The organism is Actinomycetospora flava (assembly GCF_037400335.1).
Taxonomy (GTDB): domain Bacteria; phylum Actinomycetota; class Actinomycetes; order Mycobacteriales; family Pseudonocardiaceae; genus Actinomycetospora; species Actinomycetospora flava.
Map to the genome: position 1 here is coordinate 98,530 of NZ_JBBEGM010000007.1, position 14,339 is coordinate 112,868.

Below are 14,339 nucleotides of genomic sequence, written 5' to 3' on the forward strand. Positions count from 1 at the left end.
GTTTCGCGCCGCAGGTCGGTCGGTAGCGCGACGGAGGAGCGCTGACGGCCGTACCTGCTGGGCGCGGCTGGTTAGTACTTCAGTAGGTTCGCGTCGTCGACCGAGGTCGTCCGGCGCGTGCGGAAGATGGCCATGATGATCGAGAGGCCGACGACGACCTCGGCCGCGGCGACGACCATGACGAAGAACGCCATGATCTGACCGCCGAGCGACCCGTTGATCCGGGAGAACGTGACGAGCGTCAGGTTCACGGCGTTGAGCATGAGCTCGATGCACATGAACACGACGATCGCGTTGCGCCGCACCAGCACCCCGACCGCGCCGATCGCGAACAGCAGCGCGGAGAGCAGCAGGTAGATCGTGGGGCTCACCGGGCACCGCCCTCGTCGTCGTGGGTGCCCTCCGAGAGGCGGTCGTGGGTGCTGCCCGCGCCGACCTCGGTGCCGTCGCCGCCGCGCAGGGCCCGCGCGTCGACGTCGCCGGCCGGGCCGCTGTCGGACTGCACGTCGGCGATGTCGGCGTCGAGCCGCTCGCGCCGGGTCGCCTCGATGATCCGCGAGAGCGAGGCCGGGGCGACCGAACCGTCGGGCAGCAGCGCCGGGGTGGCGACGGAGTCGGCGGTGGCGAAGACGCCGGGCCCCGACCGCGAGCCGTAGCCGGTCAGCGGGCCGCGCAGGCGCTCGGTGACCCGCTCGCGCTGGCTGGCCTGCTTGCGGCGCGCCTGCCCGGCGAACGTGTAGACCATCGCCCCGACCGCAGCCGTGATCAGCAGCGCCGAGGTCAGCTCGAAGGGCAGCAGGTAGTCGCGGAAGATGCTGGTGCCGAGCGCCTGGACGTTGCCGCGGGCCTCGGGACCGTAGGCCGGGCCGAGCCCGACGGGTCCGACCGCCGAGAGCGTCTCGGCGACCGCGGCCACGGCGAGCCCGCCGAGCCCGACGCCGAGCACCGCCGCGGCCAGCCGCTGGCCGCGCAGCACCTCGACGACCGAGTCCGACGCGTCGCGCCCGACCATCATCAGCACGAACACGAACAGCATCATGATCGCGCCGGTGTAGACGATGATCTGCGTGAAGCCGAGGAACGGCGCCTGCTGGACCATGTAGAGCACGCCCAGCGAGAGCATGGTCATCACGAGCCAGAGCGCCGAGTGCACGGCGTTCCGCGCGAAGATCATGCCGAGGCCGCCGGCGAGGGCGGCAGGGCCGAGGATCCAGAAGGCCACCGACTCGCCGGTGGTCATCTCCCCGCCGCCCGTCATGGGGGCGGCCGCCAGCAGGGTGCTCACCGGGCCTCCTGCGTGGGCACCGCGTCCGGGGTCGCCGCCCCCGACACCATCGGGATCTCCTCGCGGACCTGGTCGTGGACGTCGGGACGGCCCGCCATCTCCGGGCCCTGCACGTAGTAGTCCTGCTCGTTCTCGCCGAGACGCATCGGGTGGGGCGGCTGCTCCATGCCCGGCAGCAGCGGCGCGAGCAGCCGGTCCTTGTCGTAGATCAGGTCCTGGCGGTCGTCGTCGGCGAGCTCGTACTCGTTGGTCATCGTCAGCGACCGCGTCGGGCACGCCTCGATGCACAGCCCGCAGCCGATGCAGCGCAGGTAGTTGATCTGGTAGATCGCGCCGTAGCGCTCACCGGGCGAGTAGCGCTCCTCGTCGGTGTTGTCGCCGCCCTCGACGTAGATCGCGTCGGCCGGGCAGGCCCAGGCGCACAGCTCGCAGCCCACGCACTTCTCGAGGCCGTCCGGGTGCCGGTTGAGCTGGTGCCGCCCGTGGTAGCGCGGAGCGGTCACCTTCTTCACCCGCGGATAGTCCTCGGTGACGACCTTGCGGAACATCGTCGAGAAGGTGACGCCGAACCCGGCGACGCCGTCGAACATGCCCATCAGCGGTCTCCCTTCGATGGTCCGGCTCCGGCAGGCTCCGCGTCCGACCCACTGGTGCCCGCCCCGACCGTCTCGCTGTCCTTCTCCTCGTCGCGCCCGGCCGGCACCGCGCGCCGGCGGCGCTTCGAGGTCGTCGGGACGGCGAGGTCGAGCGGCGGGACGGGGTAGTCGGTGATGACCTGCGGCTCCTTGTCCTCCTCCGGGGGCGCCTGGTCCGGGATCAGCAGGGCCGCGCCGACGAGCACGACGAGCGCGATGCCGCCGACCACGAGGATCTGGCCGGTCGTGAGCTCGGTGCGCAGCACGCGCAGCGTCGCGACCAGCATCAGCCAGACCAGGCTGACCGGGATGAGGAGCTTCCAGCCCAGGCGCATGAACTGGTCGTAGCGCTGGCGCGGCAGCGTGCCGCGCAGCCAGACGTAGACGAACAGGAACGCCAGCGTCTTGCCGAAGAACCAGAGCAGGGGCCACCAGCCCTCGTTCACGCCCGGGATCAGCGACAGCGGCCACGGCGCCATCCAGCCGCCGAGGAACAGCGTGGTGGCCACCGCCGAGAGGGTGACCATGTTGACGTACTCGGCGAGGAAGAACAGGGCGAACTTCAGCGACGAGTACTCGGTGTGGAAGCCGCCGACCAGCTCGGACTCGGCCTCGGGCAGGTCGAACGGCGCGCGGTTGGTCTCGCCGACCATCGACACCGCGAAGATCACGAAGCTGACCGGCAGCAGCCAGACGTACCAGCCGGTCGACTGGGACGCGACGATGTCGGCGGTCGACAGCGAGCCGGCGTAGAGGACGACGGCGATGATCGACAGACCCAGCGCGAGCTCGTAGGAGATCACCTGGGCCGCGCTGCGCAGGCTGCCGAGCAGCGGGTACGGCGAGCCCGAGGCCCAGCCGGCCAGCACGATGCCGTAGACGCCGATCGACGAGCACGCCAGCACGACCAGGACGCCGACGGGCAGGTCGGTCAGCTGCAGGGCGGTCTGCTCACCGAAGATCGAGACCTCGGGGCCGAGCGGGATCACCGACCACGCGACGAACGCCGGCACCACCGAGAGCACCGGGGCGATGAAGAAGACCGCCTTGTCCGCGAGGACCGGGCGGATGTCCTCCTTGAACGCCAGCTTCAGCCCGTCGGCGAGGCTCTGGAGCAGGCCGAAGGGCCCGTTCCAGTTCGGCCCCGGCCGCTGCTGCATGCGGCCCACGACCCGGCGCTCGAACCAGATCATGAACAGCGTGATCAGCATGAGCGCCACGAAGATCACGAGGACCTTGATGAGCGTCAGCCAGAACGGGTCGTCCGCGATCAGGGTCTGCGTGTACCCCGGCGGGGGGACCGGATTCACGAGGAGCTCCTCTCGATGGTCCGGCTCCGCTGCGCTTCGCGTCCGTCGTGCAGGCGGACGACGCCGCCGTGAGAGAGACCGAGGCCGGCGAGCGTCGTGACCCCGCCGTCGAACCGCGGGACCCGCGCCGGGGCCCACACGACGTCGTCGGGGAGGTCCGCGACCTCGACCGGCAGGATCAGCGACCCGTGCGGGCCCTCGAGCTGCGCGGGGTCGTCCTCCGCGAACCCGAGCCGCCGCGCGGTCGCCGCCGAGACGCGGATCTTCGGCGGCCGCGCCGTGCCCGCGAGCTCCGGCTCGCCGGCCATCAGCGCGCCGCCGTCGAGCAGCTGGCGCCACGTGGCGAGGCGCAGCGCGGGGTGATGGGTCTCGACGACCTCGACGACCTCGACGACCTCGGCCACCTCGACCAGCTCGCCGTCGACCACCTCGGCGACCTCGACGTCGATGACCTCGACGTCGACGTCGGCTGCTCCGTCCGCCGACCCCTCGTCGGGAACGAACGGCGCGTTCGCTGCTTCGGAAGCAGTGAGAGCGCCGTTCGTTCGCCGGGACGAGGTGAACGTGCCGCTCGCTCCGGCACGGTGCCCGGCGAGGGCGTCGGCGACGCGGGCGAACTCGGCGGCCGTGGCCTCCGGGGTCTGGGTGAAGAGGTCGACGTCCATCTCGACGGCGAGGGTGTCGAGCACCCGGCAGTCGGGCAGCGTCGTCGCCGCCGTGCCGCCGACGCGCCCGGCGGACCCGCCGGACGGGTCGATGGTGGTGGCGAAGCGGCGGTCGCGGCCCTCCCAGTTGCGGAAGGTGCCCGCCTTGTTGATCACCGGGGCCACCGGGAGCACGACGTCGGCGCGGTCGGTGACCTCGCTGCGCCGCTGCTCGAGGGACACGACGACGTCGGCGGCCTCGAGGGCCCGGCGGGCCAGGTCCGGGTCGGGCAGGTCGTCGAGCGCGACGCCGCCGACGACCAGCCCGGCGAGCTCGCCCTCGGCCGCCGCCCGCAGGATCTCGGCCAGGTCGCGCCCGGCCTCGGACGGCAGCTCGGCGACCCCCCACGAGGACGCCAGCGCCGCGCGGGCCCCGGCGTCGGCGACGGGGGCGCCGCCGGGCAGCACGGTCGGCAGCGCGCCCGCGTCGAGCGCGCCCCGCTCCCCCGCCCGGCGGGGGATCCAGGCGACCTTCGCGCCGGTGCGCGCCGCGAGGTCGGCGACCGCGGCGTAGAGCCCGGGCACCTGCGCCGCGCGCTCGCCCACGAGGACGACCGCGCCGGGCTTCGCGAGGTTCGCCGCGACGGGGTCGGGCAGCGTGCCGAGGGCGGTGACCTCGTCCCCGGGCGCGCAGCGGACCAGCTTGCCGCCGGTCTTCACCACGGCCGGCGTCGACCACTGGCCGAGATGGTGCACGGAGGTGCCCGTGCGCGCCGCCTTGCGCAGCCGCAGGAAGACGATCGGCGCCTCCTCCTCGGGCTCGAGGGCGACGCACAGCACCGTGGGCGCGCTCTCGAGGGCGTCGAAGGAGACGTGGTCGGGGCCGGTGCCGGCGACCCGGGTGCCGAGGAAGTCCAGCTCCTCGTCCGTGGCCACGCGCGCCCGGGCGTCGACGTCGTTGGTGCCCAGGGCGAGGCGGGCGAACTTGCCGTAGGCGTAGCCGTCCTCGACGGTCACGCGGCCGCCCGGCAGGACGCCGACACCCTGCTTGCGGTGCCCCTCCTCGTCCGCGGGGCCCTGGCCGTCGCGCGCCGCGACCAGCAGCTGCGCCGCGCGCTCGAGGGCCTCGGTCCACGAGGTCTCGGCGAGCTCGCCGTCGTCGCCGCGCACCATCGGACGCAGGAGGCGGTCGGCGGCCTGGGTGTAGCGGAACGCGAAGCGGGTCTTGTCGTCGATCCACTCCTCGTTGACCTCGGGGTCGTCGCCCGCGAGGACGCGGGTGACCGCGCCGCGGCGCCAGTCGCGCCGGATCGAGGCGCCCGAGGAGTCGTGCTCGGACACCCCGGGCGTCGAGACCAGGTCGAACGGCCGCGAGCGGAAGCGATAGGACGCCGAGGTCAGCGCGCCGACCGGGCAGATCTGGATGGTGTTGCCGGAGAAGTAGGACTGGAAGTCCTCGCCCTCGCCGAAGGCGGTCTCCTCGGTGCCGATCTGCTGGTGCGCGCCGCGCTCGAGCAGCTCGATGAACTGGTCGCCCGCGATCTGGCGCGAGAACCGGGTGCAGCGCTGGCAGAGCACGCAGCGCTCCCGGTCGAGCAGCACCTCGTCGGAGATCGGCAGCGGCTTCGCGAACGTCCGCTTCTCCTCGACGAACCGCGACTCCGCCCGCCCCGAGGACATCGCCTGGTTCTGCAGGGGGCACTCGCCGCCCTTGTCGCAGATCGGGCAGTCCAGCGGGTGGTTGATGAGCAGCAGCTCCATGACGCCCTGCTGCGCCTTGTCGGCGACCGGCGAGGTCATCTGGGTGTTGACGACCATGTCCTGGGCGACGGTCATCGTGCAGCTGGCCTGCGGCTTGGGCATCTTGCGCCCGCCCATCTCCACCTCGACCAGGCACTGGCGGCAGGCGCCGGCCGGGTCGAGCAGGGGGTGGTCGCAGAAGCGCGGGACGACGATGCCGAGCCGCTCGCACGTGCGGATGATCAGCTCGCCCTGCGGGGCGTCGACGATGCGGTCGTCGATGGTCAGCCGCACGTACCCCTCGGGCACGGGCGGCAGGTCCTCCCGCTCCGAGGGCTTCTCCGGGGCCCTCTCCGATGCCGCGGTCATGCGCTGGCTCCGCTCAGCTCGACGATCCGGTCGACCTCGGGGTGGCGGCGCTGCGCGGTGCAGAGGTCGACGAACTCCTGCCGGAAGTACTTGATGCCGCTGGTGATCGGCGAGACCGCGCCGTCGCCGAGCGCGCAGAAGGAGCGGCCGAGGACGTTGTCGCAGACGTCGAGCAGCGTGTCGATGTCGGCCTCGGTGCCCTCGCCCTCGACCATGCGGCGCAGGATGCCGGCGAGCCAGTAGCAGCCCTCGCGGCACGGCGTGCACTTCCCGCACGACTCGTGCTCGTAGAACTCCGTCCACTTCATGACCGCCCACGGCACCGACACGGTCTCGTTGAAGATCATGAGCGCGGTGGTGCCGAGCATCGAGCCGGCCTCGGTGGCGCCCTCGAAGTCCAGCGGGACGTCGAGGTGCTCGTCGGTCAGCAGCGGGGTCGACGAGCCGCCCGGCGTCCAGAACTTCAGCGGGACGCCGTCCTTCATGCCCCCGGCGAGGTCGAGGAGCTCGCGCAGCGTCGTGCCCAGTGGCGCCTCGTACTGCCCGGGCCGCTCCACGTGCCCGGACAGCGAGTAGATCTTCGGGCCGGGCGAGCGCTCGCGGCCCATCGTGCGGAACCAGTCCTTGCCGCCCGACACGATCGCCGGGACGGTCGCGATCGTCTCGACGTTGTTCACGACGGTCGGCGCGGCGTAGAGCCCCGCGGTCGCCGGGAACGGCGGCTTGAGGCGCGGCTGGCCGCGGCGGCCCTCGAGCGAGTCGAGCAGCGCGGTCTCCTCGCCGCAGATGTACGCCCCGGCGCCCGCGTGCACGACGATGTCGAGGTCGAACCCGGTGCCGTGGATGTTCTTGCCGAGGTGGCCCGCGTCGTAGGCCTCGCGCACCGCGGCGTGCAGGCGCCGGATGCAGTGCACGACCTCGCCGCGCACGTAGATCGCGCAGAAGTGCGCGCGGATCGCCCAGCTCGTGATGATGCAGCCCTCGATGAGCGAGTGCGGGTCGGCCATCATCAGCGGGACGTCCTTGCAGGTCCCGGGCTCGCCCTCGTCGGCGTTGATGACGAGGTACTTCGGCTTCGCGGCCGGGCCGGTGGGCTCCTCGCCGGGCTTGGCCTGCGGGATGAAGCTCCACTTCATGCCCGTCGGGAACCCGGCGCCGCCACGGCCCCGCAGACCGGAGTCCTTGATCAGCGCGATGAGGTCGTCGGCCGGCGTCTCGAGCGCCTTGTCCAGCGCCTGGTAGCCGCCCAGCTCGGTGTAGTGGCGCAGCGTCCACGACTCCGGACCGAGCCAGTGCTTGGTCAGCACCGGGGTCAGCGGGTCGGTCATGAGGAGCTCCCCTCGTCCGGCACGGACGGCGCGGTCCAGCCGCGCTCCTCGGCGAGCCGCGCACCGCGCAGGCTCTCCTCGGCGGCGGACGGGCCGGCGACGGCGTCGAGACCCCCGACGGCGGGGTCGTCGAAGAACCCGGCGAGCAGCAGCTCGACCGAGCGGAAGTCGGTCAGCGGCGCCCCGCGGGTCGGCGCGGGCTTCTCGCCGCGGCGCAGCGCGTCGATGATCTCGAGCGCCGAGTCGACGGTCTGCTTGTCGAAGAACTCGTAGTCGACGGTCAGCACGGGCGCGAGGTCGCAGGCCGCGAGGCACTCCGCGTGCTCGATCGTCATCGAGCCGTCGGCGCTGGTCTCCTCGTGACCGATGCCGTCGAGGCGCTCGCGCACCGCCGCGTAGATGTCGTCGCCGCCCAGGGCCGCGCACAGCGTGTTGGTGCAGACGCTCACGAGGTGGCGGCCGACGGGCTCGCGCTTGTACATCGTGTAGAAGGTCGCGACCGCCGAGACCTCCGCGGTCGTGATCTCCAGGGCCTCCGCGCAGAACGCGATGCCGCTGCGGGAGACGTGGCCCTCGACGTGCTGGACCAGGTGCAGCAGCGGCAGCAGCGCCGACCGCGGCTCCGGGTAGCGGGCGATGATCGCCGCCGCCCGGTCGCGCACCCCGTCGAACATCGAGATGTCGACGGCGGACAGCGCGGCGTGCGCGGCGGGCGTCCCGCCGGCCTCGTCGATCGCGTGGTCGGGCTCGCTCGGCGGCGTCGCCGGGGCCTCCGGTCCGAGAGTCCGGCTCATCGGTCGCACCCCCCCATCACGGGATCGAGGCTCGCCAGCGCGGCGATGACGTCGGAGACCATCCCGCCCTCGGACATCGCCGGGGCGGCCTGCAGGTTGACGAAGCTGGGATCCCGCATGTGCACCCGCAGCGGGCGGGTGCCGCCGTCGGAGACGAGGTGCGCGGACAGCTCGCCGCGCGGCGACTCGATCGGCACGCACGCCTGCCCCGGCGGGACCTTGAAGCCCTCGGTGACCAGCTTGAAGTGGTGGATCAGGGACTCCATCGACTGGCCCATGATCCGGCGGACGTGCTCGAGCGAGTTGCCCATGCCGTCCGCGCCGATCGACAGCCGCGCGGGCCAGGCGATCTTCGCGTCCTCGACCATGACCGGGCCCGGCTCGAGGCGGGCGAGCGCCTGCTCGATGATCGACAGCGACTGGCTCATCTCCTCCACCCGCAGCAGGTAGCGGGCGAAGCTGTCGGCGGCCGTGTCGGTGGGGACCTCGAAGTCGTAGTGCTCGTAGCCGAGGTAGGGCTCGACCTGGCGCAGGTCCCACGCGAGCCCGGCCGACCGCAGGATCGGGCCGGTGACGCCGAGCGCCAGGCAGCCGTCCAGCGGCAGGTAGCCGACGCCCTCGAGGCGCTGGCGCCAGATGCGGTTGCCGGTGAGCAGCTTGTGGAAGCCGGGCAGCCGCTCGCGCATGACCTTGACGAACGAGCGGATGCGCTCCTCGTAGCCCTCGGGCAGGTCCTGCACGACCCCGCCGGGGCGGATGAACGCGTGGTTCATGCGCAGGCCGGTGAGGAACTCGAGCAGGTGCAGGACCTCCTCGCGCTCGCGGAAGCCGTTGGTCATGCCGGTGAGCGCGCCGAGCTCCATGCCGCCGGTCGCGAGCGCGACCAGGTGCGAGCCGATCCTGTTGATCTCCATGAGGAGCACGCGGATCGTTGCGGCGCGGTCGGGCACCTCGACGCCGAGCAGCCGCTCCACGGACATGCAGTAGGCGGTCTCGTTGAACAGCGGGGCGAGGTAGTCCGCGCGCGTCACGAAGGTGACGCCCTGGGTCCAGGTGCGGTACTCGCAGTTCTTCTCGATGCCGGTGTGCAGGTAGCCGATGACGAGACGGGCATCGGTGACGGTCTCGCCGGAGAGCTCGAGCACCAGGCGCAGCACGCCGTGCGTCGAGGGGTGCTGCGGACCCATGTTGATGACGATGCGCTCGTCGCCCGCGGTCTGGTCGACCATCTCGTCCCAGTCGCCACCGGTGACCGTGTAGACGGTGCCCTCGGTGGTCTCGCGGCTGGTGGCGGCGTAGGGATCGTGGGTCTCGGTCACGTTGCCAGAACTCATCAGGTGTACGCCCTCCGCTGGTCGGGCGGCGGGATCTCGGCGTCGTGGTACTCGACCGGGATGCCGCCGAGCGGGTAGCTCTTGAGCTGCGGGTGGCCGTTCCAGTCGTCCGGCATGAGGATCCGGGTCAGACTCGGGTGGCCCTCGAAGACCACGCCGAACATGTCCCAGGTCTCGCGCTCGTGCCAGTCGGCCGTCGGGTAGATCTCGACCAGCGAGGGGCAGCGCGCGTCGTCGAGCTCGAGGGCGATCTCGAGGCGCAGGCGGCGGCGGTAGGTCATCGACAGCAGGTGGGTGACGACGTGCAGCTGCTGCGGCACGCCCTCGCCGTAGTCGACCCCGGACACCCCGGAGCAGAACTCGAAGCGCAGCGCGGGGTCGTCGCGCAGGGTGCGGGCCAGGCGCACCAGCTGCTCGCGGTTGACGTACCAGGTCATCTCGCCGCGGTCGACGGTCACCTGGTGCACGCAGGTGTCGAAGTCGGCGCCGCCGTCGTCCGCGAGGGCCGCGGTGGTCTCGTCGACGACCTCGTCGAACCAGCCGCCGTAGGGCCGCTCGGCGGGCGCGGGGGCGTACGCGGGCAGGCGCAGGCCGCCGAAGCCGGACGTGTCGCCCGAGCCGTGGATGCCGAACATGCCCTCGCGGGCCCGGCCGGCCACGGCTCCGCTGACGTCGCGGCGCTGGATCTCCTGGGGGCCGAACGCGGTGCCGGCCGTGCCCGGGTTGGACGCGCCGCTCGGGCCGCTCGCGCCGCCGACACCCGTGCCGGGGGTCTCGGGCTTCTCGTCCTTCCGGGTCGAGCTCCGCTGCGCTCCGTCTTCCGAGTCACCAGACATGCTCGGCCTTCACCTCCCCCGTCTTCCGGTCCTTCTTGGCGTACTTCTCCGAGGAGGGCAGCAGCTCGAGCTTCTCGCCCTGGGCCCGCCGCTCGGCGGCGAGCTCGGCGCGCACCGGGCCGAGCGGCTCGTTCTGGATCTTCTGGTGGAGCTTGAGGATCGCGTCGATGAGCATCTCCGGGCGCGGCGGGCAGCCCGGGAGGTACATGTCGACGGGGACGACGTGGTCGACGCCCTGGACGACCGCGTAGTTGTTGAACATCCCGCCCGACGACGCGCAGACGCCCATGGCGAGCACCCAGCGGGGCTCGGCCATCTGGTCGTAGATCTGGCGCAGGACCGGGGCCATCTTGTTGGTGACGCGGCCGGCGACGATCATCAGGTCGGCCTGGCGGGGGCTCGGGCGGAACACCTCCATGCCGAAGCGGCCGAGGTCGTAGCGGGGGGCGCCCGAGGTCATCATCTCGATCGCGCAGCAGGCCAGCCCGAAGGTGGCGGGCCACAGCGACGCCTTGCGGGTCCAGTTGACCAGGCTCTCGACGCTGGCCAGCACGATCCCGTTCGGGAGCTTCTCTTCCAGTCCCATGTCTAGCTCCAGTCCAGCCCGCCGCGACGCCACACGTACGCGTAGGCGAAGGCGACGGTCGCGACGAACAGCACGATCTCGACCAGGCCGAACAACCCGAGCGCGTCGATGTTCACGGCGAACGGGTAGAGGAAGACCATCTCGATGTCGAAGAGGATGAAGAGCATCGCCGTGAGGTAGTAGGCCACCGGGATGCGGCCGCCGCCGGCGATCGGCTGCGGCGACGGCTCGATGCCGCACTCGTAGGAGTCGAGCTTCGCCCGGTTGTAGCGGCGGGGCCCGATGAACGGCGCGGCCGTGACGGAGAACAGCCCGAACGCGGCCGCCAGCACGAACATGACGATGAGCGGGACGTAGAGGTCCAGCATCCTCGTCTCCTTCCTCCCCGATCGCGGGTGCGCGCTCCGGGAAGTCGCGTGGTGGTCCGGCCCACGTGCGGGGCCGTGTGGTGGATCACGCTCGTCGGGCGGACGCCGACCCTAATGAGGACCGTGCCGTCGTCCGGCGATGAGGGCGACCTAACCCGTGGTGCTCAGGCGGCTCGTCGGGCCGCCGGGGACTCCCCCTTCCGGTCGGGGGCGTCGTCCAGCGGGGGGACCAGGCGGAGGGCCAGCTCGAGCACGCGGTCGGCCGCGTCCCCGTCCCGTCCGTCGGTCAGGCCCGCGAAGAGCTTGAGGGCGGCGCGCATCACGCGGCGCCGCGGCAGCCCGACGCGCAGGGCGTGGTGCATGAACCGCGGCCGGCCCAGCGCGCCCGCGGCGCGGTTGCCGACGCGGTAGTAGCGGCCGAGCTCCTGGCGCACCGCCGCGGGGTAGGCGCCCAGGGCCCGCTCGCGGCCCGGTCCCTCCGGGCGCGCCATGGCCTGCACGACGCACTCGGCGGCGAGCGCCGCGGACTGCAGCGCGTAGGCGATGCCCTCGCCGCTGAACGGGTTGACCATCCCGCCGGCGTCGCCGACGAGCACGAGCCCGTCGCGGTACACCGGGGTGCGGCTCAGGCCCATCGGCAGCGCGGCGCCGCCGATCGGGCCGGTGGCGTTCTCCTCGCGCAGGCCCCACTCCGCGGGCAGGCCGTCGAGCCAGGAGCGCAGCATCGCGCGGTAGTCGCGCTTGTCGCTCTGCTGGGTCGCGAGGACGCCGAGGCCCACGTTCGCGGTGCCGTCGCCCATCCCGAAGATCCAGCCGTAGCCGCCGTGGAGGTCGCTGCCGACACCCGGGCGATCGTGCAGGCCCAGGTGGGTCTCGAGGTAGTCGTCGTCGTGGCGCGGACTCGTGTAGTAGCGGCGGACGGCGACGCCGAGCGGGCGGTCGTCGCGCTTGGCGATGCCCAGGCTCAGCGCGGTGCGGGCGCCGACGCCGTCGCAGGCGACCACGAGGGGGGCCCGGTGCTGCGCGGGCGTGCGCTCGGGGCCGCGGCGGACCTCCACGCCCGTGACGCGCCCGGTGCGCTCGTCGCGCGTCACGCCGGTGACCGAGACGCCCTCCTCGACGCGGGCGCCGGCGGCGCGGGCGTGGTCGGCGAGCATCTGGTCGAAATCGCGGCGCGGGCGCACGAGGCCGTAGGCGGGGTAGTGGGCGAGCTCGGGCCAGTCGAGCTCGACGCTCGCGCCGCCGCCCACCACGCGCAGGCCGCGCTGGTGTCGCCAGCCGGCCTCCTCGCGGGTGTCGACACCCAGGTCGACGAGCTGCTTCACCCCGCGCGGCGTGACCCCGTCGCCGCAGACCTTCTCGCGCGGGAAGGTGGCCTTCTCGAGCACGAGGACGTCGAGGCCGGCGCGCGCCAGGTACGTCGCGACCGTGGAGCCTGCGGGACCGGCACCCACGACCACGACGTCGGCGTCGCTGTCGGGGCTGCGGCGCGCTCCGGTGGTGGCGGACACGGCGACCTGGCTCCTTGTGAATCCGTTCACTAGCGTCGCCCGGGAGTGTAGGGATCGAGAGGCGAGATCGCCCGCCGAGGGTGGTTTGGATCCGTTCCGCGTGGTCAACAGGTCAGCTGCCGCGCCGAAGGCGAATGGCTGACGACAGGTGTCAGGAAATCCGCCGGCTCGGATTCGCAGTGATCGTGGGGGCTTCCCTGACGTTCAACGTCAGCGTGGCCGCCACGCTGACGAACCTCAGCCGCCTACGAGGGCCTGGTGGCCGTGTGGAGGGCGACGATGCCGCCGGAGAGGTCGCGCCAGGCGACCGAACGCCAGCCGGCGGCGGCGATGCGCTGCGCGAGGGCGGCCTGGTCGGGCCAGGCGCGGATGGACTCCGCGAGGTAGACGTACGCGTCGGGGTTCGAGCTCACCGCCGTCGCCACGCGGGGCAGCGCGCGCATGAGGTAGTCGGTGTAGATCCGGCGGAACGGGCCCCAGGTCGGCCGCGAGAACTCGCAGACCGCGAGCGTGCCGCCGGGGCGGGTGACGCGGGCGAACTCGGCGAGGGCGGCGTCCGGGTCGACGGTGTTGCGCAGGCCGAAGGAGATGACCACGGCGTCGACGGAGGCGTCGGGCACCGGGAGGTGCAGGGCGTCCGCGGCGACGAAGGGCAGGCCGGCGGTCGCGGGCCGCGCGCGGCCGGTGCGCAGCATGCCGAGCGAGAAGTCGGTGGCCAGGCAGCGCGCGCCGGTGCGGGCGAGCTCGACGGTCGACACCCCGGTGCCCGCGGCGACGTCGAGCACGGTGTCGCCGGGCCCGACGGCGAGCGCCGCGCGGGTGGCCCGGCGCCAGCGGACGTCCTGGGCGAACGAGAGCACGGTGTTGGTGAGGTCGTAGCGCGCCGCGACCCCGTCGAACATGCGCGCCACCGCGGACGGGTCACGGTCGAGGTCGGCGCGGCTCACCGCTTGCCCGCCCCGGCCATCTCCGGCTCGCCGTCCTCGCGCTCGTCGTCAGAAGTGTCGGAAGCGACGGCACCGGCGGGATCGGCGGGGTCGGCGGACCCGGCACCGACGGACTGACGCCACCGCGCGGCGGCCAGCGCGGCCTCGCGGCGCCGGCGGCGCGCCCGCGCGAGCGCCCACGCCGACGGGCCCACGACGGCCCACAGCACGACGAGGCCGAGCAGCACGGGCACGAGGCCCTCGGTCCAGGTGCGGCCGGCGACGCGCACGAGCTCGGGGTCGGTGCGGTCGTACTCGACCTCCACGAGCTGGCCCGGCTCGAGCCCGCGCGGGTAGAACACGCCCTTCTCGGGGGTGAGCACCGCGCCCTCGACGGTGGTGAAGCGGACGTAGACGTGGGGCCGCGAGCCGCCCTCGAGCACCTCGGCGACGGCCGCACCCCGCGCGGCGTCGATGGAGGCGTCGTTGCGGGCGGCGCCGACGAGCACGAGCGCGAGCAGCACGCTCACCACGACGCCGACGACGACCACGATCTCCGGCGCCCGCCGGCCCGCGGGGCGGATCAGCGCGAGGGCGTCGGCGAGGAACGGCGCGACCCGCGCACGGGCCCGCCGCACGAGCTCGCGCAACCAGGTCACCGCGCCGATTCTAG

At 72.9% G+C, this 14,339-nt stretch carries 14 protein-coding genes; all 14 read right to left on the reverse strand.

Annotation, left to right across the window (positions count from 1 at the left end):
• Positions 1 to 71: 71 nt before the first annotated feature.
• The 14 genes from nuoK to WCD58_RS17635 all read right to left on the reverse strand — a co-directional run bounded on the left by nuoK (position 72) and on the right by WCD58_RS17635 (position 14,325).
• Positions 72 to 371: an NADH-quinone oxidoreductase subunit NuoK gene (gene nuoK, locus WCD58_RS17570; protein WP_274190868.1), complete on the reverse strand. Its 300-nt coding sequence runs from the start codon at positions 369 to 371 to the stop codon at positions 72 to 74.
• Positions 368 to 1,240 (reverse strand): NADH-quinone oxidoreductase subunit J, encoded by an 873-nt coding sequence (locus WCD58_RS17575; RefSeq protein WP_337704594.1) that lies wholly within the window; start codon positions 1,238 to 1,240, stop codon positions 368 to 370. The genes nuoK and WCD58_RS17575 overlap by 4 nt, the downstream gene beginning before the upstream one ends.
• 41 nt (positions 1,241 to 1,281) lie before the next feature.
• Positions 1,282 to 1,881: an NADH-quinone oxidoreductase subunit NuoI gene (gene nuoI, locus WCD58_RS17580; RefSeq protein ID WP_337704351.1), complete on the reverse strand. Its 600-nt coding sequence runs from the start codon at positions 1,879 to 1,881 to the stop codon at positions 1,282 to 1,284.
• On the reverse strand, positions 1,881 to 3,230 hold the full coding sequence (gene nuoH, locus WCD58_RS17585) for an NADH-quinone oxidoreductase subunit NuoH (protein ID WP_337704352.1): 1,350 nt from the start codon (positions 3,228 to 3,230) through the stop codon (positions 1,881 to 1,883). Before nuoH ends, nuoI begins: the two co-directional genes overlap by 1 nt.
• On the reverse strand, positions 3,227 to 5,983 hold the full coding sequence (locus WCD58_RS17590; protein WP_337704353.1) for an NADH-quinone oxidoreductase subunit G: 2,757 nt from the start codon (positions 5,981 to 5,983) through the stop codon (positions 3,227 to 3,229). Before WCD58_RS17590 ends, nuoH begins: the two co-directional genes overlap by 4 nt.
• Entirely contained in the window at positions 5,980 to 7,311 is a 1,332-nt protein-coding gene (gene nuoF / locus WCD58_RS17595; protein WP_337704354.1) for an NADH-quinone oxidoreductase subunit NuoF, read from the reverse strand. The genes WCD58_RS17590 and nuoF overlap by 4 nt, the downstream gene beginning before the upstream one ends.
• Positions 7,308 to 8,105: an NADH-quinone oxidoreductase subunit NuoE gene (nuoE, locus tag WCD58_RS17600; RefSeq protein ID WP_373696238.1), complete on the reverse strand. Its 798-nt coding sequence runs from the start codon at positions 8,103 to 8,105 to the stop codon at positions 7,308 to 7,310. The genes nuoF and nuoE overlap by 4 nt, the downstream gene beginning before the upstream one ends.
• Positions 8,102 to 9,439: an NADH-quinone oxidoreductase subunit D gene (locus WCD58_RS17605; RefSeq protein WP_337704355.1), complete on the reverse strand. Its 1,338-nt coding sequence runs from the start codon at positions 9,437 to 9,439 to the stop codon at positions 8,102 to 8,104. The genes nuoE and WCD58_RS17605 overlap by 4 nt, the downstream gene beginning before the upstream one ends.
• A complete protein-coding gene (locus WCD58_RS17610) occupies positions 9,439 to 10,275 on the reverse strand; it encodes an NADH-quinone oxidoreductase subunit C (RefSeq protein ID WP_337704356.1) in 837 nt (278 codons plus the stop codon). Before WCD58_RS17610 ends, WCD58_RS17605 begins: the two co-directional genes overlap by 1 nt.
• Complete coding sequence (locus WCD58_RS17615) at positions 10,265 to 10,861, reverse strand: NuoB/complex I 20 kDa subunit family protein (protein WP_274280270.1); 597 nt, start codon at positions 10,859 to 10,861, stop codon at positions 10,265 to 10,267. Before WCD58_RS17615 ends, WCD58_RS17610 begins: the two co-directional genes overlap by 11 nt.
• A gap of 2 nt (positions 10,862 to 10,863) precedes the next feature.
• Entirely contained in the window at positions 10,864 to 11,229 is a 366-nt protein-coding gene (locus WCD58_RS17620) for an NADH-quinone oxidoreductase subunit A (protein WP_274280269.1), read from the reverse strand.
• Between the two features lie 164 nt (positions 11,230 to 11,393).
• Positions 11,394 to 12,740 carry a geranylgeranyl reductase family protein gene (locus tag WCD58_RS17625; RefSeq protein WP_337704357.1) on the reverse strand — a complete coding sequence of 449 codons (1,347 nt, stop codon included), beginning with the start codon at positions 12,738 to 12,740 and terminating at the stop codon, positions 11,394 to 11,396.
• Between the two features lie 245 nt (positions 12,741 to 12,985).
• A complete protein-coding gene (locus WCD58_RS17630) occupies positions 12,986 to 13,687 on the reverse strand; it encodes a demethylmenaquinone methyltransferase (RefSeq protein WP_337704358.1) in 702 nt (233 codons plus the stop codon).
• Positions 13,684 to 14,325 (reverse strand): DUF3592 domain-containing protein, encoded by a 642-nt coding sequence (locus WCD58_RS17635; RefSeq protein WP_337704359.1) that lies wholly within the window; start codon positions 14,323 to 14,325, stop codon positions 13,684 to 13,686. Before WCD58_RS17635 ends, WCD58_RS17630 begins: the two co-directional genes overlap by 4 nt.
• Positions 14,326 to 14,339 lie beyond the last annotated feature (14 nt).

What these genes read in the sequence shown, in the direction of transcription:
- WCD58_RS17575 (WP_337704594.1), bottom strand. Translation starts at nt 1,240, where the DNA reads ATGACCACCGGCGAGTCGGTGGCCTTCTGGATCCTCGGCCCTGCCGCC.
- nuoI (WP_337704351.1), bottom strand. Translation starts at nt 1,881, where the DNA reads ATGGGCATGTTCGACGGCGTCGCCGGGTTCGGCGTCACCTTCTCGACG.
- WCD58_RS17590 (WP_337704353.1), bottom strand. Translation starts at nt 5,983, where the DNA reads ATGACCGCGGCATCGGAGAGGGCCCCGGAGAAGCCCTCGGAGCGGGAG.
- nuoF (WP_337704354.1), bottom strand. Translation starts at nt 7,311, where the DNA reads ATGACCGACCCGCTGACCCCGGTGCTGACCAAGCACTGGCTCGGTCCG.
- nuoE (WP_373696238.1), bottom strand. Translation starts at nt 8,105, where the DNA reads ATGAGCCGGACTCTCGGACCGGAGGCCCCGGCGACGCCGCCGAGCGAG.
- WCD58_RS17605 (WP_337704355.1), bottom strand. Translation starts at nt 9,439, where the DNA reads ATGAGTTCTGGCAACGTGACCGAGACCCACGATCCCTACGCCGCCACC.
- WCD58_RS17610 (WP_337704356.1), bottom strand. Translation starts at nt 10,275, where the DNA reads ATGTCTGGTGACTCGGAAGACGGAGCGCAGCGGAGCTCGACCCGGAAG.
- WCD58_RS17615 (WP_274280270.1), bottom strand. Translation starts at nt 10,861, where the DNA reads ATGGGACTGGAAGAGAAGCTCCCGAACGGGATCGTGCTGGCCAGCGTC.
- WCD58_RS17620 (WP_274280269.1), bottom strand. Translation starts at nt 11,229, where the DNA reads ATGCTGGACCTCTACGTCCCGCTCATCGTCATGTTCGTGCTGGCGGCC.